This is a genomic window from Ignavibacteriota bacterium (genome assembly GCA_016716225.1).
In the GTDB taxonomy this organism is placed as follows: Bacteria; Bacteroidota; Ignavibacteria; order Ignavibacteriales; family Melioribacteraceae.
In genome coordinates this window covers 1,006,828-1,029,786 of record JADJWT010000001.1, presented here as the reverse complement: position 1 = coordinate 1,029,786, position 22,959 = coordinate 1,006,828, and the positions used below count along the sequence as shown (strand labels likewise).

Here is a 22,959-nt window from a genome sequence, read left to right as displayed (position 1 = left end):
ATTTGTCTTTTTGTAAAGTCTATAGCTCTTCAACTTTTTTTCTACACTTTTTTAATTTAATAAAGGATCTATGCTACACATTAACTCATCTTTTATTATCCCAACACACAATTTGTCATTATATTTAAAAGTTGGTTCTCCATCATTTCTTTTTCTACAACATTGGTGTCATAAAGTCTAAGCTTAATTTTTTTTCCAACTGCTTGTTATTATACATAAAAATTATTTCATTGAATGTAATGCAACTCTGTTTCCTTCGGTATCAATAAAATGTGCCATAAAGCCATTTTCTCCAATTGAAGTTTTTGGCATTATTATTTTTCCGCCGGCTTGTTCAACTTTGCTTAATGGTAAACTCAAATCTTCTCCACCATTTAAGTAAACAACGGTTCCTTTTTCAGAGGGTTCAAAACCTTCGCCTTGTGCAAGTCCGCCGCCAACTCCATTTTGCATATCTGCCGGCAGCATACCGTATTTCCCGCCAGGAAAGGGCATTTCAATAATTTCTGCACCTAAAATTGTTTCATAAAATCTTTTTGCTCTTGTGAAATCTGTTACAGGGATTTCAAACCAATTAATAGCGTTTGTCATTCTTTTACTTTCTTTATTTAAATTTAAAATTAAAGTTGTTAACCTTACTTTTGACCCATCTGCATCCAAGGATTATTATCAGTATTCCAAGTATCTGCTTTAATCAAAAGTGATCCATCAGATTGGACTTCGTAAATAGTTATATATTTTCCTTGATCTTTAAAAACTCCGCCGGGCATTTGTGGCATATCCATTGAAAAACTGTAGGTGCCAATATCAACAATCATATTTCCACTTTGCCAAATATCAGTTGATTTTAAAACAAAATTTTCCATTTTCATCGGATTTTGCTTTTCCATTTCTGACTGTTGTATAATTGCAGCTTTACCTCTTAACATTGGCTGATAACTTGGTAAAGAAATTCCGTCTTCTTTATACATATTTGTTGTTAATTCGTAATTGCCTTCCATTACGGCTTTTGCCATTGTGTTATTTAAGGAATTAATTTCAGATTTTAATTCCTCGCTCGAAAATTGTTTAACAATATTTTGCTGACTGCATCCCCAAAGAAAACCAACAACTAACAAAATTATAACCAATTTTTTTAGCATTTGATTCCTCCTCTTTTATTTTTTTATTTTATTGCATGATTTGACATTAAAATATAAAACTTTTTGAAAGAGAGCAAATTATTTTACAATTATAAAATAAAGTGGTTAAGAAGGTACTTTTATCTAATCTAAATTTCTAAAATCATTAGTTTTTTCTGTTATCTAAAAGAAGAACAAATTCTCCTTTCAGATTTTTTTCAGTAATAATCTTCAGAATTTTGGATGCAGAATTTCTAAAGATTTGTTCGTCTTCCATTGTTAGATTAAAAGCTAAAACAATTTTCTGATTTGCACCAAAATATGAAATAACATCGGTGAGAATTCTTTTTAAACGATATGGTGTTTCTAAAATGATAATTAATTCATGCAGCTTTTTTAATTTATGAAATTCATTTTTTCTAATTTCACTTTTAGGTGAGAGCCATCCGTAATAATAAAATTTTTCAATATCCAATCCCGATGAAACCAAAGCGGGTATAAGAGAATTTGCACCTGGAAGAGGAACAATTTTAATTTTATTTAAAATACATAACTCAACCAAATAATGACCGGGGTCAGAAAATAAAGGAGTTCCGCCATCAGAAATTAAAGCAGCAGATTTATTTTCTTCAATCAATTTTGAAATAACTTCATCTGCAATTTCTCGTTCATTGTGTTCGTTAAGTGAAATTAATTCTTTGGATATATTGAAATGTGCAAGTAAACGATTTGCCGGTTTTAGTTCTTCGCAGAAAATAAAATCAACTTCATTCAATACTTTTAACGCGCGTAAAGTGATATCTTCATAATTGCCAATGGGCGTTGGAGTTATATAAAGTGTAGGCTGCATAAATTTTTTTAAGTAGTCGCAAGCTTCAGCTTGCGCAATTACCATAAACCGCAACTTGAAAGTCGCAGCTATGTAAAACAAAGTATAAAATTAACTTTTTTCTATTAAATTTTTTACTTTTTCAATTAATCCATCAAGTTTAACATTAATTCTTTCGCCGGTTGAACGAACTTTAACTTCAACTTGATTTTCTTTTAATCCGCGCTCACCAACAATTATCTGTAAAGGCATTCCTAATAAATCTGCATCGCTAAATTTAAATCCGGCTTGAACATTATTTCTATCATCAAAAATAACTTCAATGTTTTCTTCATTCAATTCTTTAAATAATTTTTCACATGCATTCACAACTTCATCTTTTTTCATGTTTAATCCAATCAAGTGTACATCGAAAGGATTTAAAGGTTTTTTCCAAATTATTCCGTTCTCATCATTATTTTGTTCAATATAGCAAGCTAAAACTCTATCCAAGCCAATTCCATAACTTCCCATAATTATTGGATTTTCTTTTCCGGTTTCATCCAAAAACATTGCACCTAATCCGATAGAATATTTTGTTCCAAGTTTAAAAATATGTCCGAGTTCAATTGCTTTAAAAACTTCAATTGGTTTTGAACATTTTGGACAAGGTTCTCCGGAGGCAACTAATCGTAAATCAAAATATTCAATTAGAGGAACATCGCGCTGCAAATCAATTCCGCCTAAGTGATAATCATTTTTATTTGCACCGCTGAATAGATTATTTCCACTCTTCAATCTTAAATCTGCAATTATTTTGTGTTTAAAATCTATTGGTCCAATTGAACCGGCATCAGCACCAGAAATTTCTTTTAATTCATCAGGATGTGCGGGACGAACTTCTCCGCCCAAAACAGTTTGAAGTTTTGTTTCGTTAACTTCATCATTTCCGTTCATTAAAACTAAGATGGGATTATTATTAAAAATATAAATTCTTGATTTTGCAGTTTCAGATTCACTAATATTTAAGAAAGTACAAAGTTCATCTATTGATTTTACATTTGGTGTGCTTATTTCATAAATATCTTTACTAATTTCATCTCTATGAATATTGGGTAATGTAGATGTTGAAACTTCTGCATTTGCGGCATAACCGCAACCGCTGCAATAAGCAACGTAATCTTCACCTGCATCAGATTTAACCATAAATTCTTCTGATTTGCTTCCGCCCATTGCTCCGCTTGATGCACCCACCACAAAATAATTTAATCCGCATCTATCAAAAATTTTTCTGTAAGCTTTATCATGCAACTCATAGGAAACATCCAATCCTTCGTTTGATGAATCAAACGAGTAAGCATCTTTCATTAAAAATTGTCTTCCTCTAATTATTCCGCTTCTTGGTCTAGCTTCATTTCTAAATTTAGTTTGAATTTGATACCAAATTTGTGGCAAATCTTTATAAGATTTTAAAACTCCCTTTGCGTGAAATGTCATTATTTCTTCGTGGGTTGGAGCTAAAACATAATCTCTGTTTTTTATATGAAAGAGTGTATCACCAAAAGCTTCAACTCTATTTGTGGCTTCCCAAATTTCTTTAGGATTCAAAGCCGGAAGATGAAATTCTTGTCCGCCGATTGCATCCATTTCTTCACGAATAATTTCGGCAATTTTTTTCATAACTTTGTAACCAAGCGGAAGATATGAATAAATTCCCGCGGATAACATTCTAACCATTCCGCTTCTTACTAATAAAATGTGACTCGTAATTACTGCATCACTTGGATTTTCTTTTAATGTTGGAATAAAGGCGTTGCTAAGTCTCATGGTTTTCAAAGTTTGTTGGAAAATGATTTGTAAAAATAAGAAATGAAGACTGCAATTAAAATAGGGAAGTTTGGAAACTGAAGTACATATTAAAAAAGACGGATCTTTGTAAAGATTATAGAAATAAACTACATATATATTTCCGCAGACTAAAGCTTGCCTGCCTGCAAACTGGTCTGCAGCTACCACTAAGCTAATTATTTTATAAAATATAAATTCTCATGCTGGAAAGGTACTAGCGCACTTATTAAACCGGGAATATATAATTCTTTTCTATTCATTCTGCCATTTGTAAAATATGAAATTGCTCCGCCTTTTTGTTTTGTATTTTCTTGTTTCATAATTTCATCCATAACGTTACCAAGCTCTTTTCTTTGCAATAATTGATTTATCACAATTTCCGGTAATTCAAAATGTGCCGAAGTCCCAAAAGAAGTGTTTCCGCTTTTGTGAATTAAACACATGCACCCAAATGCGAACCATTTACCAAAAGTTTTCTGAATTCCGCCTTCAATTCCAACAAAAAAATCTGCGTTAATATTTTGTTCTGAATTAATTTTTTGCAAAGCCATTGCTCTATTTTGTGCGCCCAAATAAGTTTCATCATTTATTGGCTGATCGGGTACATTCGATGGTACAGAAATTCCTTCAACAATAATATTTTCAAAATAAAGTGAAAAAGTTTCTGAAACCGCATTTATTTTAACCGGATTTATTGAACCAACGAGAATTTTCATATAATTATAATTGGATTAAAGTAAAAAAAATATTACGAATAACCATTTGGCAGTTTGGAAAGTTCCATAATTTTCTCAGGAAATTTTGGTGAAGTAAATCCAAACTTTGCATAAAGTCCATGCGCATCAGAAGTTTTAAGCATCCAGCCTCTTAATGATTGAAGTTCAGGAAATTCAAGAATCGTTTTCATCAACCATATAGATAATCCCTTTCTTCTAAATTCGTTAAGAATAAATACATCAGCTAAGTAAGCAAAAGTTGAAAAGTCTGTAATTAATCTTGCAAAACCAATTTGATTTTGATGATAATAAACTCCAAAACAGAGTGAATTTTCAATTGAATTTTTTACAATAGAAATGGGAATATTTTTTGCCCAATAAGAATTTTTTAAAAAGTTATGAATTACATTAATTTGTAATTTTTCAAAATCGGTAGAAATTGTAAATTCGTTTTGATGATATTCTCTGACAATATTTTTCATAGCTCTTTTAATCTCCGCAATCAATAAAAGGAATACAAGGTTTTTCGCCCACAATTTCCTTTAACAAATTAAAATTTTGGTCAAATGCTTTTATTCTTGTTTGAAAATCAAAATATTCGTAAACCAAAATTGGAGCAATAAAATCGGCCATTACAACGTTACCGCTCGTATCATAAGGTATTTTCAAAAATTTAAAATTCTCATCTCTGTAAATTTCAATTCGCACGCGATTTAATTCATCATAAACATATTCAATTGATGCAAAGCCAAAATTTTTATCTGAAAATGATTTTAAATTTTTATTAAAATACTTTACAAATTTTGTATTACCATTTTCGTAATATTCAAAAGTTGTAATTGCCGGTGCAAATAATTCATCTGTTAACTTTCCATTATTATCGCAGCGCTCAATCTTTATCGGCTTATTATTTAGAAGGGATATTTTCTCAAAAAAATTATTTTTAATTTCACTTTCACTAACATCTTTTTTGATTATTTCGTAAATATTATTTTTTGGACTAATTAAATTATATTTAACAACAAATATTTCTTTGAATAATCCGCACGAAGCCAACAGAATCAATATGTTGATAAACATAAAGTATTTTAAAAATTTCATTTGTTTTCCAAAATGTTTTAAAATTATCATAAGTTTTTATTATTGCAACAAAATCATTTTCTTTATTGATGTAAAATCTCCAAAGGTTAATTTATAAAAATAAACACCGGAAGAAAGTGATGAACCATCAAAATTAATTTCGTAAACTCCGGGATTTTGTTTTTGGTTAACAAGAGTTTTTATTTCTCTTCCCAACAAATCATAAATTAATATTTTGACGTTAGATGTTTCATATTTATCGTTTTGCGGAATTGCATATTTTATTTTTGTTGTTGGATTAAACGGATTTGGATAATTCTGATAAAGCTCAAATTGTGTTGGAATATCTTCTTCATTAATATTTATCGATGTTAAAACATCATTATATTTTTGTTTTGCAATAATTACAGTTTGTGTTAATTGTTCTAAATTATCACCGGCAGCAATTAGAAAATCAAAATTTCGTTTTGTGTTTGGATAAAGAATTGTTGGTCCCGCAGAAATTACAAGTGAAATATCATTTGGTCCAATTGAGCTGTATGTCTTTCCCGATGTTAAAGAACTCCATTTTTCCTCATCGGTGAAACCATCCCATGAAATTGTTGGATTTGATGAACCTTTATCATCCATTGCAAAAAAGTTTTTTTGATCATCTGATAAAACCGCAAGTCCAATATGTGTATTAACCGGATCGCCATTATCATCATGCGCATATCCAAACTCATTTTCAAAATTATACTCAATCATATCATCATCAAAACTTGTGTCATCCATATCAAAATCCCAATATTGACCGATATAAAAATTATCAATATTTGCATTGGATTTGTTTGTTAACGAATATCTAACAATCATATAATCTGAATTATCAGAAAAAGAGTATGAAAAAAATTCAGTTTCAATTCCCAAACTTTTTGGTGAAGCTGAAGCATCATTAAAAACAGCATAACCTTCTTTATCGGCAACTTCGCTATTTATATTTACTTTAATTGGAGTTATGATGGAAAAATCTAAATCTTTATCGCCATCATTATTCCTTGTACAATTCACAATTGATGTTGCTGATGTTCCATATATTAATGAACTTTCGAAAATTACATTTGGTCCATCTTTATATTTTAATCCGGTTCCCTTTAAGTTAGTTGGATAATCATCAAAACCTATTGAACCATTGCTTGTAAAAGTGATTGATAAATTTTCGGTTGTCTGAATTTCGTAAGTAGGATTTATAGAAATTGTTATCCATTCAAAATCTTGATAGTTATTATCTGTATATGTCAATTTCAAATTTATATCTATGTTTTCTTCAGCATTTTCATTTATAGAAATTGAGAAAAAATCCGAGGGCGTGTTGAAATTTTGCAGAGTTGAAAGTGATCCAATATTTCCGCCATTTTTTAATATCTGCAAATTTTGATTTTCAGTTTCAATATTTATAATCAAATTTGAAATAGCATTTAAATAATTTGTAAATGTTGGACTAACATTAATAGTTTCACCTGATTCATAAATTCCATCACCGTCACCAATTTCAGAAAAAAACAAATTAGAAATTCTAACAGATTTTGAATTTGTATTTGTTAAAGCTTTGTATGCATTAATTCTTCCGCTACCTAATTGAAAATTATATAATAAATTAAGATTGTCAATGTTGTCACAATTTACTCTAATTTGTTCGGCAATTTGCAACGGCGTAAAAGTAGGAAATTGATTTGCAACAAGTGCCGCAAGTCCCGCAGTTATTGGCGAAGAAAGAGAAGTTCCATCTGCAGAAATATATTTTGGATCATCTTGCCAAGTTGAATATATACTAACTCCGGGAGCGCAAACATCAACCTTAGTTCCATAATTCGACCAGCTTGCTTTTATATCTGAATTATTTGTTCCGGCAACTGACAAAACCCCACGATAATTTGCCGGGTAAAAACCGGCATCACTGTTATCATTACCCGCAGCTGCTACAACCAATGCACCTTTTGAAATTGCATAATCAATTACGGCTTGTGCAGCATTTGAATAATTATTACTTCCCCAACTGCAATTAATAATTTTTGCTCCATTATCTGCAGCATAAACAATTCCTTCATATCCATAAGCAACCAATGCAGTTCCGGATTCACTTCTGATATCATCTTGTGCAGTTTTTACGGGCATTAATTTACTTTTGAATCCAATTGATGCAATACCAATTTCATTATTTGTAACTGCGCTTGCCAATCCCGCAACCAATGTTCCATGATCAGCTCTATCTTCTTTGGGATTATTATCGGAAGTTCCATTAACTCCACCAAAATCCCAACCATGAATGTCATCAATAAATCCGTTTCCATCATCATCAATTCCGTTTAAATCAACTTCATCTGAATTATTCCAAATATTTGAAGAAAGATCTTCGTGTTCCCAATCAACACCAGTATCAACAATTGCGATAATAATTTCTTCACTTCCGGTATTAACATCCCATGCCTCTTGGGCTTTAATCACATTTAAATATTGTTGAGAAATTTGAAAAGACGGATCATTTGGAGTAAAAACAATTTTGTTTATGTAATGTGGTTCAACCCAATCTATTTCAGAAAGTTTTGATATTTCCTTAATTACATAATTTATTTCAAAAGGTGATTTTATTTTAAGAGTATAAATATTTTTTAGAATTTTATTAAAAGAATTAATTTCTTCTGATATTTTAAAAGTTTTAGTGAGTTCAGAATCACTGAATTTATTAAATATTGAATTAGAAATTTTAGAGAGAGAATTAGTTACTTTTAATTTTAAAATTACTCTATCTGTAAAATAAATTTTACTATCTTTTTCTTGAATATTAGTATTTGCGAAAAATTTAATAGATATAAAGAAAAATAAAATGTAATATTTTAACATTTTATTCCTTTCGAATATTTAAGTAAAGTTAAAATATAAAATGTTTTTTATAATAAAAAACCCCGTCTTTACGGGGTTTTGATTAAATCAATTTACTTTAAATTTTTTTAAGTGCTTGAGAAATATCTTTTATTATGTCATCTGCATTTTCAATTCCAACAGATAAACGAACCAAACCGTCTGTAATTCCGGCGGATTCTCTTGCTTCTTTTCCCATTGTTAAATGCGTCATACTTGCCGGGTGTTGAATCAAAGTTTCAACTCCGCCTAAGCTAACAGCAAGCTGGCAAAGTTTTACAGAATTCATTAATATTTTTCCGGATTCAATTCCGCCTTTTAACTCAAATGAGATCATTCCGCCCGGAGATTTATGCTGCTTTTGTGCAACTTCATAATTTGGGAAAGATTTTAAACCCGGAAATCTCACCCATTCAACTTTGGGATGATTTTCTAAAAACTCTGCAATTTTAAATGCATTTTCAGAATGTTTTTTCATTCTAATAGAAAGAGTTTTTAAACCCCGATGAACTAAAAACGAATTAAATGGATCAATAACTCCGCCAACTTGATTTAATGTTTTTCTTAAATGTTTATATGTATCTTCATCTTTAACAATAATTATTCCGGCAACTACATCAGCGTGACCATTTAAAAATTTTGTCATACTATGTAATACAATATCAACTCCAAATTGAAATGGCTGCTGCAATACCGGACTCATAAAAGTATTATCAACAACAACAAGCGCATTATTTTCGTGAGCAATTTTTGAAACTGCTTCAAGATCCGTAACTTCTAAAGTTGGGTTTCCGGGAGTTTCTATATAAATAATTTTCGTATTTGATTTTATTGCATCTTCAACTTTTGAAATATCTGAAGTATTTACAAATGTAACTTCAACATTAAATTTATTAAAAACTGTTGCAAGCAAAGTTGATGTTGGACCATAAACTGATTTGGAACATACAACGTGATCTCCAGATTTTAACAAGGCTGTAAATACTGTATTAATTGCTGCCATTCCGCTTGCACAACCTAATGCTTTATAACCGTCTTCAAGTTCTGCAATAGCATCTTCCATAGCTTCAATTGTGGGATTTAGCATTCTTGTGTAAATGTATCCCTTTTGCTCTCCCGCAAACAATGAGCCGCCATGATCAGCAGATTCAAACTTAAATGTTGATGTTTGATATATTGGCGGAACTACAGGTCCGTGTTCATATTCTTTAATTCCGGCATGAACACATTTTGATTCAATTTGTAAATTCTTATTCTTGTTCAAAATATTTACTCTTCGATATTGTCTAATTCAGTTTGTTCGTCTGTTTGTTCTCCGGTTTCATCAATTTCTTCACTAACAACTCTTGCTACATCTGCAATTGAATCACCATCTTTTAAATTAATCAATTTAACGCCTTGTGTTGCTCTTCCCATAACTCTAAGATTTTTAACAGCTTGTCTAATCACCATTCCGCCATTTGTAATTATTACCAACTCATCATTATCGTTAACTTCTTTTATAGAAATTAGATTTCCGGTTTTTTCACCGGTTCGTACTGTAATAATTCCTTTACCGCCACGTTTTGTAATTCTATAATCGTCAATACTACTTCTTTTTCCAAATCCTTTATCAGTTACAACTAATAAAGATGTATTTGTGCGAACAACTATTACTCCAATTACTTGATCACCGGCACCCAATCTAATTCCCCTTACTCCGGTTGCGGTTCTTCCCATATCTCTAACATCGGCTTCATTAAATCGTATTGCCAAACCTTTCTTTGTACCAATTACCAAATCATTATTTCCCTCGGTTAATTTTACTTCAATCAGCTCATCACCCTTAAGAATATTGATTGCATTAATTCCTCCCTTACGAACATTTGAATAAGCCGAAAGAACTGTCTTTTTAATAGTTCCTTGTTTTGTAACCATCACAACAAATTTATCTTCTGAAAAGTCTTTTACAGTAACAAATGCCGTAATTTTTTCTGTGTTTTCTTTCTCAACTAAATTCTGCAAGGATCTTCCACGAGAAGCTCTTCCGCCCTCCGGAATTTCGTGGACTTTCTTCCAATAACATTTTCCTTGATCAGTGAAAAACATAATATAGTGATGAGTAGATGCAATAAACATATGTTCAATAAAATCTTCATCTTTTGTTCCGGCACCAGTTACACCTCTTCCTCCGCGACCTTGCTTTCTATATCCACTTACCGGGAATCTTTTAATAAATCCGGAGTGGGAAATTGTAACAACAACATCTTCTTCGGCAATTATATCTTCAAGAGAAAATTCTTTAAAATCTCTAATTATTTCTGTTCTTCTTTTATCGCCATATCTTTCTTTAATTGCAAGCAACTCTTCTTTAATGATTAAATTTCTTTTTCTTTCGCTTTCAAGAATACCTTGAAGTTTTTCAATTAATTTAATTGTTTCTTTATATTCATCTTCAATTTTCTTTCTTTCAAGTCCGGTCAATCTTTGTAGACGCATATCCAGTATGGCTTTTGCCTGGATTTCACTTAATTTGAATTTTTTAATCAAATTATTTTTTGCGGTTTCAACATCTTTAGACTTTTTAATGGTTTCAATAACTTCATCAATATTATCTAAAGCAATTATATAGCCTTCTAAAATATGAGCCCTTCTTTCTGCGGCATCTAATTCATATTGAGTTCTTCTAATCAATACATTCATTCGGTGAGCTAAAAAATGCTCCATTGTTTCGCGTAATGTTAAAACCTTTGGAGCCCCATTAACCAAAGCAAGCATTATCACTCCAAAAGTAACTTGCATTTGTGTGTGCTTAAAAAGTTGATTAATTATTACATCAGGTTGAGAACCTCTTTTTGTTTCAATTACAACCCTCATTCCGTCTCTATCGGATTCATCACGAATATTTGATATGTCGCTAATTTTATCATCTCTAACTAACTCTGCTATTTTTTCTATTAGATTTGCTTTATTCACTTGATATGGAAGTTCAGTAATAATTATACTTTCTCTTTCATTTTTGTGGGTTTCAACATTAGCTTTTGCACGAATAATAATTTTTCCTCTTCCGGTTGTATAAGCTTCCCTTACGCCTTCATAGCCAAAAATTATTCCGCCGGTTGGAAAATCCGGAGCAGTTACATATTTAATTAATTCTTCATTTGTAATTGCAGGTTTTTCTATCATTGCAATTAATCCATCAACAACTTCTGTTAAATTGTGAGGAGGAATATTTGTTGCCATACCAACTGCAATTCCGCTAGCTCCATTTATTAGAAGATTTGGCAAATAAGATGGCATTACTGTTGGCTCTTGCAGAGATTCATCAAAGTTTGATGTAAATTCAACTGTGTTTTTATCAAGATCTTTTAATATCTCTTCTGAAATTCTTGCCAAACGTGCTTCGGTGTAACGCATTGCTGCGGGCGAATCACCATCGATTGAGCCAAAATTTCCTTGTCCATCTACCAGCGGATAGCGAAGAGAAAATTCCTGTACCATTCTCACCATACTTAAGTAAACTGCAGAATCTCCATGTGGATGATACTTACCAAGAACTTCTCCAACTATTCTTGCAGATTTTTTATACGGCTTATTATACGCCACACCTAATTCGTGCATTCCAAATAAAACTCTTCTGTGAACGGGTTTTAATCCATCTCTAACATCAGGCAATGCTCTTGCAACAATTACAGACATTGCATAATCTATATAAGAGGATTTCATTTCATCTTCTAAAGCAACAGGTAAAACTTTTTCGAAAATTGTAGTCATGTTTCAACACTTATTTTGTTAAAAAATTATATATCTAAATTTGCATATTTTGCATGTTTCTCAATAAAAGCTCTTCTCGGTTCAACAACATCGCCCATTAGGGTTTCAAATATTTTATCGGCGGCGGCGGCACTTTCTAAATTTACCTGCAATATTGTTCTTGTTTCCGGATTCATTGTTGTTGACCATAATTGCTCCGGATTCATTTCTCCCAAACCTTTATATCTTGATATATTTACACCCTTGGGTAAATTGCTATCGCTTTCTTCATTCTCAACATTTTTTGAAGTTCCGTTTCCCATTCTTGCTAAAATCTTATCTCTTTCTTGATCATCATAAGCATAAATTTCTTCTTTTCCTTTTTTGATTTTATAAAGTGGCGGCTGTGCAATATAAACATGTCCGGAAGTAATTAAATCTTTCATTTGTCGGTAAAAGAACGTGAGCAAAAGAGTTCTAATATGACTTCCATCAACATCGGCATCTGTCATTATAATTATCTTGCCATATCTTGCTTTTTCGGTATTGAAATCGGCTCCGATTCCGGCACCAATTGCAGTAACCATGGTTTTTATTTCATCGTTTTCAAGAACTTTATTAATTTTTGCTTTTTCAACATTTAGAATTTTTCCTTTAATTGGAAGAATTGCCTGAAACCTTCTATCTCTTCCTTGTTTAGCTGAACCGCCCGCAGAATCTCCCTCAACAATATATATTTCGCAATGTTCGGGATCCTTAATTGAGCAATCGGCAAGTTTTCCCGGCAGATGCATTGAATCCAACGCACTTTTTCTTCTTACTAAATCTCTTGCTTTTCTTGCAGCTTCGCGTGCTTCCGCAGCCCGTAAACATTTATCAATTATTTTTCTTCCAACAGCCGGATTTTCTTCAAGATAATCAGCAAGTTTTTCTCCAACAATTGATTCAACAATTGATTTAACTTCACTATTTCCGAGTTTGGTTTTTGTTTGTCCTTCAAACTGAGGTTCCATAACTTTAACAGAAATTACAGCAGTTAATCCTTCTCTAAAATCATCGCCGGTTAAAGTAACTTTACTATTTTCTTTAATGAGTTTATTTTTTGTAGCATAATTGTTGAATGTTCTTGTTAGAGCTGTTTTAAATCCGACAAGATGTGTTCCGCCTTCGTGAGTATTGATATTATTTACATAAGTGTGAATGTTATCCGAATAAGCATCACTATACTCAAAAGCTATTTCAACGGGAGTATTATCTTTCTCGCCTTCAATATAAACTGTTTTGTGAAGAGGCTCTCTTGTCTCATCAAGATATTTTACAAACTCAATAATTCCGCCTTTGTAATGATATGTTTCTTCCTCTTTTTCAGCTTCATCTGTAATTTTTATTGTAACATTTTTATTTAAGAATGCCAATTCTTTCATTCTTTCTGTAAGAATTTCAAATTGGAATTTTGTGGATTTGAAAATTTCTTGATCCGGCATAAAAGTTGTTTTAGTTCCGGATTCTTTTTTATTACTTTTCCCAATTTCTTTAACGTCAGCTTTTGGAATGCCTCTTTCATATTCTTGGAAGTAAACTTTTCCGTCTCTACGAACTTCAACTTTTAGCCATTCCGAAAGTGCGTTAACAACCGAAACACCAACACCGTGTAATCCGCCGGAAACTTTATAACTATCTTTATCAAATTTTCCACCGGCATGTAGAACCGTCATAACAACTTCCAACGCAGATTTTTTTTCAATTGGATGCATATCAACCGGAATTCCACGTCCATTATCTTCAACCGTTACGCTTCCTTCTTTGTTAATTGTAACAATAATTGTATCATTGTAGCCGGCTAAAGCTTCGTCAATACTGTTATCAACAACTTCATTTACCAAATGGTGTAATCCTCTGATGCCGATATCACCAATATACATTGCTGGTCTTTTTCTAACAGCTTCAAGACCTTTTAAAACATTAATATTACTTGCGGTATAATTTTTTTGTGCTGTTTCTTTTGTCACGGATATTCCTACTTTTTTAAAATTTTATATCAATTATAATTTTTTCTTTAAAGTAATTATTTATTTTTTCAACAATTAATTTTCTATTTAGAAAAAGTTCGTTTTTTAAAACTGAATTTTCTGCATTTAAAAAAAGAATTTGTTTTTTTACACTTTTCACCGAAACTGTTTTTTTTAATTCGGGAAATATTAAAAAGAATTTATCAACAACTTCATTTTCCTTTGCAGATTTTCTAAATTTTTCGAACACACTTTCGTTATTTATTATTTCCGTTATACTTCTAAATGAATTAGGCATAAACAGCTTCTCCATTGGTAACACTTATTACAATATCATCTTTTGAAACATTTAAATTTTCCAATTTGGAAAAATCTGTCATTGTAATAAATGCTTGTCCAATGCTTTTTAAATAACTGCTAATTTTTTCTGCTCTGAACGAATCAAGCTCGCCAAATACATCATCCATTAGAAATATTGGAGTAATTTTTAGTTTATCTTTTAAATAAAAAAACTGACTAAATCTTAATGCAATTTGAAAAGTTTTATGCTGACCTTGCGAACCAAATTTTTTTAATTCAAGTCCATCAATAAAAAAATCAAAATCATCAATGTGAGGTCCAACCAAATTTCTCGCTTTTTTAAATTCCTCATTTTTTAATTCATTTATTTTTGATTGAAACAAATTTTCTGTGTTCTCAATCTCAGATGAAAATGAAACGTATTTTATTTCAGGAAACTCCTTTTTGCCCATAATAAATTCATATGGTTTTTGAATATACTCATTGAACTCATTAAGGAAAGTCATACGATGTTTAATAACTTCAGAACCGATTTTAACTAACGAAAAAGTCCATGCATCAAACTGGTCAAATAATTCCGGCGAGTTAAATTCTTTGATTTTTGAAAGCAAAGCGGATCTGTTTCGAAGTATTTTATTATAATCCAGTAAGAGTTTTAAATATGTTTCGCTTGATTGAGCTATAATTGAATCTACAAACCTCCTTCTTTCAGATGGAGCTCCTTGCGTAATTGCATGATCAGATTGCAATAAAGCAACAACTGGAAATTTCCCTATAAGTGAAGCCGCTCTGTAAACTTGTTTATCATCTAAAAAAACATTTTTCTTTCTAACGGATTCATCAAAAAATATTCTAACTTTATTTGTAGAATATTCAGAAAAAATTCCACTAATTTCGAAAAAGTTTTTATTAAAATTTAATGCATCAATATCAGAATTTTGATTTAAGTTTTTAGTTGTGCACAAATAATAAATTGCTTCTAATAATGATGTTTTTCCTTGTCCGTTACCACCAACAACAAAGTTGAGGTTATTTGAAAATTCTAAATTCGTATACGTATGTAATCTAAAATTTTTTAATTCAATAGATTTCAAAATCATAATTAATTGTTTAAACGAACCGGCATAAGCAGCATCATAAGCTCATAATTTTCTTTTTCGTCAATCGGTAAAATAATTACGGCTTTTGTTGCCGAGTGAAGTTTGAAAACAATTTTCTTTTCTGAGCCAAGATGATTTAAAACATCGTTTACATAAGATGAGTTAAATCCGATTTCAAGATTATCGCCTTTATATTTACATAAAATATTTTCAGTTCCGGAAGCACCCAAATCCAAATCTTCCGCAGAAACTTCTAAATTATTTTCTTTAATTGAAAACTTTACACGTCTTGTATTTGATGTTGAAAACAACATCATTCTTTTAATTACGTTATGCAATTCTTTAGTTTCAATTTCTAAAGCAAATTCATTTTCTAAAGGAATTACGCTTGAATAATCCGGATATTTTTGTTTAATCAATCTGGAAATCAATTCATATTCGTTTAGCTTAAACGACATGTGACTTTTGCTAAAATAAACTTTTACATCTTTTTCATCTAAAATTTTAAGAAGTACAGAAACAGCTCTTTCCGGCAAAACATATTGAGAATCAATTGGAATTTTAACATTTTTATAAAGTAAATTTACAAGTCGGTGACCGTCTGTTGTAACAAATCTTAATCCTTCTTCCGTAAATTGAAAAAGCGTACCCATCATTGCCGGACGCATTTCTTCTTTACTCATTGCAAATGAAGTTTTTTCAAATGCAAATCTGAGATCGCTTCCGTTCATAGAAATTTCATTAAGTTCTTCTTTATCCAAAGTATCATTTGGAAAATCTGGAATTTCGGGAAATTCATCATGACTCAAGTAACTTAAATTATATTTTCCTTGATCAGTTAATAAATTTACTTTTCCGTTTGATAAAATTTCAAAACGGATTGTAGTATCATTTAGAGATTTTATAACATCATATAAAAGTTTAGCGGGTAAAAGCAATTTTGCATTTTCATCAGCAACAATTTTCAGGGAAGATTTTAGAGAAATTTCAAGATCAGTTGCATAAACTGTAAGTTGACCGTCTTTAATTTCGAAGAGAAAATTTTCTAAAATAGGCATTGGTGTTCTGGTTGGTACCGCCGGAATAATTTTAGAGAGCAGTTTTTCCAATTCTTTGCTATTTACCTTAAACTCCATAAAATTCCTCAAATTTGAAAAGTTTTTTAATAAAGAAATATAGCAAGTTTATGCATAATTTACAATTTTTCACTTTAAGTAAAATTATCTAAATGTTTAATTTTTATTGGATATTTTTGATGTGAAATGAATAAAACAATCAAATGCTTTATTGAATATTATGTTTATTTAGAAGTTAAGACGTTTAATAACAATTAGTTAAGAATAATTATATCAATTTAAAAAAATTGTTTATTTATCTGAATTTATTTAACTTTGTGTTCTTTGTAATTTAGAGGTGTAAAAAGATGAAAAGAACATATCAACCGAGTAATAGAAAACGAAAAAACAAACATGGTTTTAGATCAAGAATGGCATCTAAAAACGGAAGAAAAGTTCTCGCAAGCAGAAGAGCAAAAGGCAGAAAAAAATTAACAGTAAGTGATGAATTTTAGTTTTGAAGAAGTATTCTCTTTCTAAAGTAGAAAGATTAAGGCAAAAAAAAGATTTTCAGAAAGTTTACTTGAACGGAAAACTTCTAAATTCAGCACAAAATAAATTAAAGGTTAATTACTATTTTGAAAGCAGCGTTAATGAGAGTGGAATTAAAGCTGCTTTTGTAGTTTCTAAGAAGAATGGAAATGCAGTTTGGCGTAATAGATTTAAGAGAATTTTAAGAGCTGCTTATAGAATTAGCAAGCTAGAAGTTGTTGAATTTTGTGTTGTTAATAATTTTTTGCTTTATTTAATATTCTCTCCTAAAACTATAAATCAGAAACAGAATAAGAAATTAAGTCAAAGTTTTTTAATTGATGATGTAATTGATTTGCTGCAAAAAGTTAAATTAAAATTAGAAAAACATGCGTAATGTATTGATATATTTTATTAAATTTTATCAGAAAGCAATTTCACCAATGTTTCCGCCATCATGCAGATTTTACCCATCATGTTCAAATTACGCAATTGATTCATTCAATAAATATGGTGTGATAAAAGGCGGAATTAAATCAATTTGGCGAATTTTAAGGTGTAATCCATTTAACAAAGGCGGATACGATCCGGCATAATTTATAAATATTTGGTACAAATTTTATGGATAAACAGTCTACAATAGCATTTATTTTAATTGGAATAATTTTAGTTTTTTGGTTATATCTTAATTCACCACAGCCGCCGGTAAGTCAGCCAAAAAAAGAAGATAGCACAAAAGTTATTGAAAAAAATGATACAATAATTTCTGATAATACCACAATTTCCCAACCAAAAGAAACTGAAAAAATTGCACCTCCTTCAAATTTTAATAAACCAATTCTACAAGAAAAAGTTATTACTATTGAAACTGATTTAGCTTTATTGGAACTTACATCAAAAGGCGGAAGGTTAAAGAAGTTCTACTTAAAAAATTACAAAACTTGGTACCATAATGACATTGATTCAAATGATTTTTTCAATACATATGTTCAATTGATAAATTATAAAAAAGACGGTGGCGATTTTAATATTGTATTTGTTACAAAAGAAGGACAATTAATAAATACGAAAAATTTGGATTTTGAATCTGATATATACAAATCATACTACAAAGTTAAAGAAGGTGATTCACTAACATTAAATTATACTTTTAAAATTGAAGGAAATAAAAGTTTAACAAAACAGTTTAAATTCTTTGGAAATGATTATAACTCAAAAGTTCAAATTATTCTTAACAATCTTGATGATGTAATTAGCAGTTACAGATATGATTTGGAATGGTCACACGGAATAAATTTTGTTGAGCAAAATTCTGTTGATGAAGCAAATTATTCAAGTGCTGCAGCATTTTCCGGAGATGAGAAAGTTGTAATTGATGCAAGCTCCGTTGATGAACCGGTTGATAAAGTAATGAATGGAAAAATTGACTGGGTTGGTATTAAAAATAAATATTTTACAGTAATTATCGCGCCGGAAAAACCAAGTAACGACGGAGGTGCGGATTTTAAAGGTGAGCATGTTTTAAATCAATTTGGAAATAGAGAATATTATTCAGCAAGCTTGAGAATTCCGTTTAACAATCAAAAATTACAAAAGGATAATTTCAGATTATATATTGGTCCGCTTGATTTCGACCTCTTAAAGTCAAAAAATAATAATTACCAAGCAATTTATGATTTTGGAAGTTTCTTTGGTTTGTCATTTATAACAAGACCAATTTCAGAATATATTTTACATCCGCTATTTGTTTTTTTACATAAATTTATTCCAAACTATGGCTGGGTAATTATTGTTTTTACAATAATTCTTAAAATTGCCTTATCTCCGCTTACTCGACAAAGTTATAAATCGATGAAGAAAATGTCTCAGCTTCAACCTAAAATTGCAGAGTTGAAAGAAAAGTTTAAAGGCGATCAGCAAAAAATCCAAAAAGAGACGATGAAATTGTATTCAACTTATGGAATAAATCCAGCCGGTGGTTGTTTACCGATGTTGTTGCAGATGCCAGTTTTATTTGCTCTTTATACATTTTTTAATGTTGCAATTGAATTAAGACATGAGCCATTTTTATGGTGGATTACAAATCTTTCATCACCGGATGTTATTTACAAATTACCATTTAAAATACCTTTATTTGGTGTTGATATAATAACCGGTTTAGCTCCGCTTCTTGGAATTACAATGTTTGTAACACAAAAAATGACAGTGAAAGATCCAACTCAAAAAGCAATGATTTACATTATGCCAGTTATGATGACGTTTCTTTTTATGACATTATCTTCTGGATTGAACTTATATTATTTTATGTTTAATTTGCTTTCAATCGCACAGCAATATTATATCAACCATCAACATGGAGAAGAGTTGGTGCCGGTTGCAAATCCTAAAAAGAAAGCCGGATTTATGCAGAGAATGATGGAAGCTGCAGAACAGCAGCAAAAAACTCAAAAACAAATTGGTAAGAAAAAATAAAATAGATTTGTGGATTGTTTATTCCAAATTAAACAAGAAAATTTATCTAGTATAATCTTTATAAATTGAATTATTAAGGAAATTATAGAATTATTTCATGAAGGCTTTATCTCATAAGCTGATTTTGCTGTTTTTATTTTTTCCTACATTTGTGTTTCCCCAAGAAACTTTAGAATTAAAGCTTTTCCTAAAAGAAAAAAAATTACCATTCGGAATTACAAAACTTGTTCCCAAATACAAACCGGAAGTAAGTTTAGTTTTAAGCGGCGGCGGATCAAGAGCACTTTCGCACATTGGTGTGCTTCGTGCATTAAAAGAATTAGAAATTCCAATAGATCAAATTGTAGGAACAAGTATGGGAAGTGTAATCGGTGGACTTTATTCTGCCGGATACACTATTGAAGAAATGGATTCAATTGTTAATGCTACAAATTGGGATGAATTTTTTTCTTTAACCGATGCAGATAGAAGGAATTTATTTGTTGATCAAAAAATTACTGAAGATAAATCCTTACTAACATTAAGATTGAAGGGATTAAAACCTTCAATTCCAACATCAATTAACACCGGAAAAAAGATTAGTAATTTTTTAACCGGTTTAACTATAAATGCACCAATTAATTCTTCTGAAACCTTTGATAATTTGTTCTATAAATTTAGAGCAGTGTGCACGGATTTGGTAAGTGGAAAAAGAACGGTTTTAAAAGAAGGATTATTAAGTGAAGCAATGCGTGCAAGCTCAAGCGTATCTTTTTTACTTCCACCGGTTAATATTGATTCTCTAATTTTAGTAGACGGAGGTTTAGTTGATAATCTTCCCATTAAAACAGCAGAAGAATTAAATCCGGATTATATAATCGCTTCCGATGCAACAAGTTCCCTAAGAAATAAAAACGAGCTTGAATATCCTTGGGAAATTGCAGATCAATTAGTAACAATTCCATCACGTATTATTTGGGAAGAAAATATTTCCAAAGCAAATGTTTTAATTAAACAAAGTCTTAAAAAACGTAAAAATGATAACTTTGAAAAATTAGATGAAGTAATAAATTCAGGTTATGATTCCGCAAAGTATTTACTGTTAAATACGAAAAGTGAATTAACTCAGCTATTCAGAGAAAAATTATCTACTGAAAAAAAATATTTTAACAAAATAATTCTTCCGGAAAATGCAAATATTCTGGAGAAAGAAATTTTTGAAAAATATAAAAAATCAAATTTGTTTAGCAAAACTGATATTTTGTGCGATCTGTATAAATTTCACGAAAGAGGAATTTACAATAATATAAATGCCATAGCTACAAATAGTGATTCATCCACAATTATAAATATTAATTATCAAGTTAATCAAAAAATAAAAAATGTTGAATTATTAGGGTTAACACAAATTCCGAATGATGTAGCACAAAAAAATTTTGAAAATATTTTGAATAAACCTTATTCTGCCGATGAAGTATTAAAATCTGTTTTAGCTTTAATTAAAAATTATAGAAAACTTGGATTTGTTCTTTCTACTATTGATTTGGTTTATTTTAGTCCCGATTTAGAAAAATTATATGTTACAATTAATGAAGGTCAAATTACAGAAATAGAAGTTGAGGGAAACGAAACAACATTAAAATCTGTTGTAACAAGAGAATTTGCTTCTGATGTTGGGGATTTTTTACTTAAAAAAAATCTGGATGAAGGACTTGAAAATATTTCAGCAACTGATCTTTTTGATAATGTTAAATTAAGTTTTGCAAAAAATGGTTTAGGGAAAAAAGTTAAAATTGAGCTCCAAGAAAAATTACCAACAGTATTAAGATTGGGTTTAAGAATTGATAACGAAAACTACACTCAATTTGCAATTGATTTAAGAAATGAAAATTTATTCGGAACTGGTTCGGAACTTGGTTTTTCATTATCGGGCGGAATAAGAAACAGATCATTTTTAATTGAGCACAAAACTAATAGAATTTTCAACACATATCTAACATACAAAGCGCAACTTTTTTATAATTTCAATGATGTAAAAGTTTATGCAGATGACACTTTACAAAATAGTTACAAATTTAGAAGATCAGAAATTGGCGAATACCGACAAATATTTTACGGTGGTTTTATTGGAGTTGGTGCACATTTAAAAAAACTTGGAACACTTACAGCAGAAGGAAAATATCAAGTTGATGAAATAAAAAGCATTGCATCAATCTCAGAAAATCAAACTTATAAAACGGATATTTCTAGTTTAAAATTTCGACTCCAAATTGATTCGCAAAATAAATATCCATTTCCTACAAGAGGTTTGTATGTTAATACATATTACGAAACTGCACAAAAAATTTTAGGCGGGGATATAAGTTTTGCAAAATTTAGTTTTGATTATTCCGGTTATGTTTCAATTGAAAACCACACAATAAAACCCAGATTCATTTTTGGATTTGCCGATGAAACCCTTCCATTAAGTCAGCAGTTTGATTTTGGCGGACAGAAAAATTTCTTTGGTTACAGAGAATATGAATATAGAGGAAGACAAATTTTAATTGCTTCAATGGAATACAGATATAAACTGCCAATTCAAATTTACGTTGATACGTATTTGAAATTAAGATATGATTTAGGTTCATCTTGGGTTAACCAAGAACAAATTCAATTTAATGATTTGAAACATGCATTGGGTTTATCAATTGCATTGGATACGCCAGTTGGTCCGGCAGAATTTTCAGTTGGTAGAAGCTTACATCTAAAAGATACTTCACCGGAAAGAATAATCAGTAGAGGTCCATTTATGTTTTATTTTACTATTGGGTATTATTATTAAGGATTTTTAAGAGATTTAATTTATTTAGAATTGGTAATTCATCTGTGAAATTTGCAACTATATTTTTATCCCAAGCTTTGTTTTCTATTATTTCAAAATAGTGAAAAAATATTTTCGCAAACCTCTTATCTTTCAGAAATTTTTTTTCATCAAATACAAAAAAACATATTATTACATCAAGATTTAATTTTACAGACCAACTTGTGTAAGATTCTATTGCTCGTTTATTTACTAAAAATAAATTTGATGATTTACTTTTCCACTCAATTAAAAATTTCTTATCGTTTAATTGGGCAATGACATCGGGTTTGTCTTCACCCTTTTCCCAAACTTTTTCATAACGTCTATCTTTTCCAAAATCATCAAAATCAATTCCCCATTGAGTTAAAAGATTTTTTCCATGATATTCAGCAAGATCATGTAGTTTGTAATTTTTTCTAAAATCATCTTTAGATTTTGCCGGTTGAAAATTTAATTCTTTCATCT

The 22,959-nt window shown here is 30.3% G+C and carries 20 protein-coding genes; 5 read left to right on the top strand and 15 right to left on the bottom strand.

The window, feature by feature from the left end:
* Window positions 1-222 precede the first annotated feature (222 nt).
* The 14 genes from IPM32_04410 to dnaN form a co-directional block, all read right to left on the bottom strand.
* Window positions 223-591 (bottom strand): VOC family protein, encoded by a 369-nt coding sequence (locus tag IPM32_04410; protein MBK8944497.1) that lies wholly within the window; start codon window positions 589-591, stop codon window positions 223-225.
* Window positions 592-635: 44 nt separating this feature from the next.
* Complete coding sequence (locus IPM32_04405) at window positions 636-1,142, bottom strand: DUF4440 domain-containing protein (protein ID MBK8944496.1); 507 nt, start codon at window positions 1,140-1,142, stop codon at window positions 636-638.
* Between the two features lie 145 nt (window positions 1,143-1,287).
* The gene (rsmI, locus tag IPM32_04400) at window positions 1,288-1,971 is read right to left on the bottom strand and encodes a 16S rRNA (cytidine(1402)-2'-O)-methyltransferase (protein ID MBK8944495.1); all 684 of its coding nucleotides are present in this window, start codon (window positions 1,969-1,971) and stop codon (window positions 1,288-1,290) included.
* Between the two features lie 90 nt (window positions 1,972-2,061).
* Window positions 2,062-3,756 (bottom strand): proline--tRNA ligase, encoded by a 1,695-nt coding sequence (locus tag IPM32_04395; protein MBK8944494.1) that lies wholly within the window; start codon window positions 3,754-3,756, stop codon window positions 2,062-2,064.
* A 197-nt stretch (window positions 3,757-3,953) separates the two neighbouring features.
* Window positions 3,954-4,493 carry an inosine/xanthosine triphosphatase gene (gene yjjX / locus IPM32_04390; GenBank protein ID MBK8944493.1) on the bottom strand — a complete coding sequence of 180 codons (540 nt, stop codon included), beginning with the start codon at window positions 4,491-4,493 and terminating at the stop codon, window positions 3,954-3,956.
* A gap of 32 nt (window positions 4,494-4,525) precedes the next feature.
* Window positions 4,526-4,975, bottom strand: coding sequence for a GNAT family N-acetyltransferase (locus IPM32_04385; protein ID MBK8944492.1), 450 nt, complete (start codon window positions 4,973-4,975; stop codon window positions 4,526-4,528).
* A 7-nt stretch (window positions 4,976-4,982) separates the two neighbouring features.
* On the bottom strand, window positions 4,983-5,594 hold the full coding sequence (locus tag IPM32_04380) for a hypothetical protein (protein ID MBK8944491.1): 612 nt from the start codon (window positions 5,592-5,594) through the stop codon (window positions 4,983-4,985).
* A gap of 39 nt (window positions 5,595-5,633) precedes the next feature.
* Entirely contained in the window at window positions 5,634-8,453 is a 2,820-nt protein-coding gene (locus tag IPM32_04375) for a S8 family serine peptidase (GenBank protein ID MBK8944490.1), read from the bottom strand.
* Between the two features lie 97 nt (window positions 8,454-8,550).
* Entirely contained in the window at window positions 8,551-9,735 is a 1,185-nt protein-coding gene (locus IPM32_04370; protein ID MBK8944489.1) for an aminotransferase class I/II-fold pyridoxal phosphate-dependent enzyme, read from the bottom strand.
* Window positions 9,736-9,740: 5 nt separating this feature from the next.
* Complete coding sequence (gene gyrA / locus IPM32_04365) at window positions 9,741-12,224, bottom strand: DNA gyrase subunit A (GenBank protein MBK8944488.1); 2,484 nt, start codon at window positions 12,222-12,224, stop codon at window positions 9,741-9,743.
* A gap of 26 nt (window positions 12,225-12,250) precedes the next feature.
* Window positions 12,251-14,212, bottom strand: a complete 1,962-nt coding sequence (gyrB, locus tag IPM32_04360; GenBank protein MBK8944487.1) for a DNA topoisomerase (ATP-hydrolyzing) subunit B — start codon at window positions 14,210-14,212, stop codon at window positions 12,251-12,253.
* A 16-nt stretch (window positions 14,213-14,228) separates the two neighbouring features.
* The gene (locus tag IPM32_04355; protein MBK8944486.1) at window positions 14,229-14,510 is read right to left on the bottom strand and encodes a DUF721 domain-containing protein; all 282 of its coding nucleotides are present in this window, start codon (window positions 14,508-14,510) and stop codon (window positions 14,229-14,231) included.
* On the bottom strand, window positions 14,503-15,612 hold the full coding sequence (gene recF, locus IPM32_04350) for a DNA replication and repair protein RecF (GenBank protein ID MBK8944485.1): 1,110 nt from the start codon (window positions 15,610-15,612) through the stop codon (window positions 14,503-14,505). Before recF ends, IPM32_04355 begins: the two co-directional genes overlap by 8 nt.
* Window positions 15,613-15,614: 2 nt before the next feature.
* A complete protein-coding gene (gene dnaN, locus IPM32_04345; protein ID MBK8944484.1) occupies window positions 15,615-16,748 on the bottom strand; it encodes a DNA polymerase III subunit beta in 1,134 nt (377 codons plus the stop codon).
* 287 nt (window positions 16,749-17,035) lie between these two features.
* Here dnaN and rpmH point away from each other — a divergent pair, with 287 nt between their 5' ends.
* The 5 genes from rpmH (at window position 17,036) to IPM32_04320 (ending at window position 22,473) form a co-directional block, all read left to right on the top strand.
* The gene (rpmH, locus tag IPM32_04340; GenBank protein MBK8944483.1) at window positions 17,036-17,182 is read left to right on the top strand and encodes a 50S ribosomal protein L34; all 147 of its coding nucleotides are present in this window, start codon (window positions 17,036-17,038) and stop codon (window positions 17,180-17,182) included.
* Between the two features lie 2 nt (window positions 17,183-17,184).
* A complete protein-coding gene (gene rnpA / locus IPM32_04335) occupies window positions 17,185-17,595 on the top strand; it encodes a ribonuclease P protein component (GenBank protein MBK8944482.1) in 411 nt (136 codons plus the stop codon).
* Window positions 17,588-17,794 carry a membrane protein insertion efficiency factor YidD gene (gene yidD, locus IPM32_04330; GenBank protein ID MBK8944481.1) on the top strand — a complete coding sequence of 69 codons (207 nt, stop codon included), beginning with the start codon at window positions 17,588-17,590 and terminating at the stop codon, window positions 17,792-17,794. The genes rnpA and yidD overlap by 8 nt, the downstream gene beginning before the upstream one ends.
* 25 nt (window positions 17,795-17,819) lie before the next feature.
* On the top strand, window positions 17,820-19,670 hold the full coding sequence (yidC, locus tag IPM32_04325) for a membrane protein insertase YidC (GenBank protein ID MBK8944480.1): 1,851 nt from the start codon (window positions 17,820-17,822) through the stop codon (window positions 19,668-19,670).
* 97 nt (window positions 19,671-19,767) lie between these two features.
* Window positions 19,768-22,473: a BamA/TamA family outer membrane protein gene (locus IPM32_04320; GenBank protein ID MBK8944479.1), complete on the top strand. Its 2,706-nt coding sequence runs from the start codon at window positions 19,768-19,770 to the stop codon at window positions 22,471-22,473.
* On the opposite strand, the gene IPM32_04315 is transcribed toward IPM32_04320, so the two are convergent.
* Window positions 22,454-22,957 (bottom strand): hypothetical protein, encoded by a 504-nt coding sequence (locus IPM32_04315; protein MBK8944478.1) that lies wholly within the window; start codon window positions 22,955-22,957, stop codon window positions 22,454-22,456. The two genes, IPM32_04320 and IPM32_04315, sit on opposite strands and share 20 nt — an antisense overlap.
* Window positions 22,958-22,959: the final 2 nt, after the last annotated feature.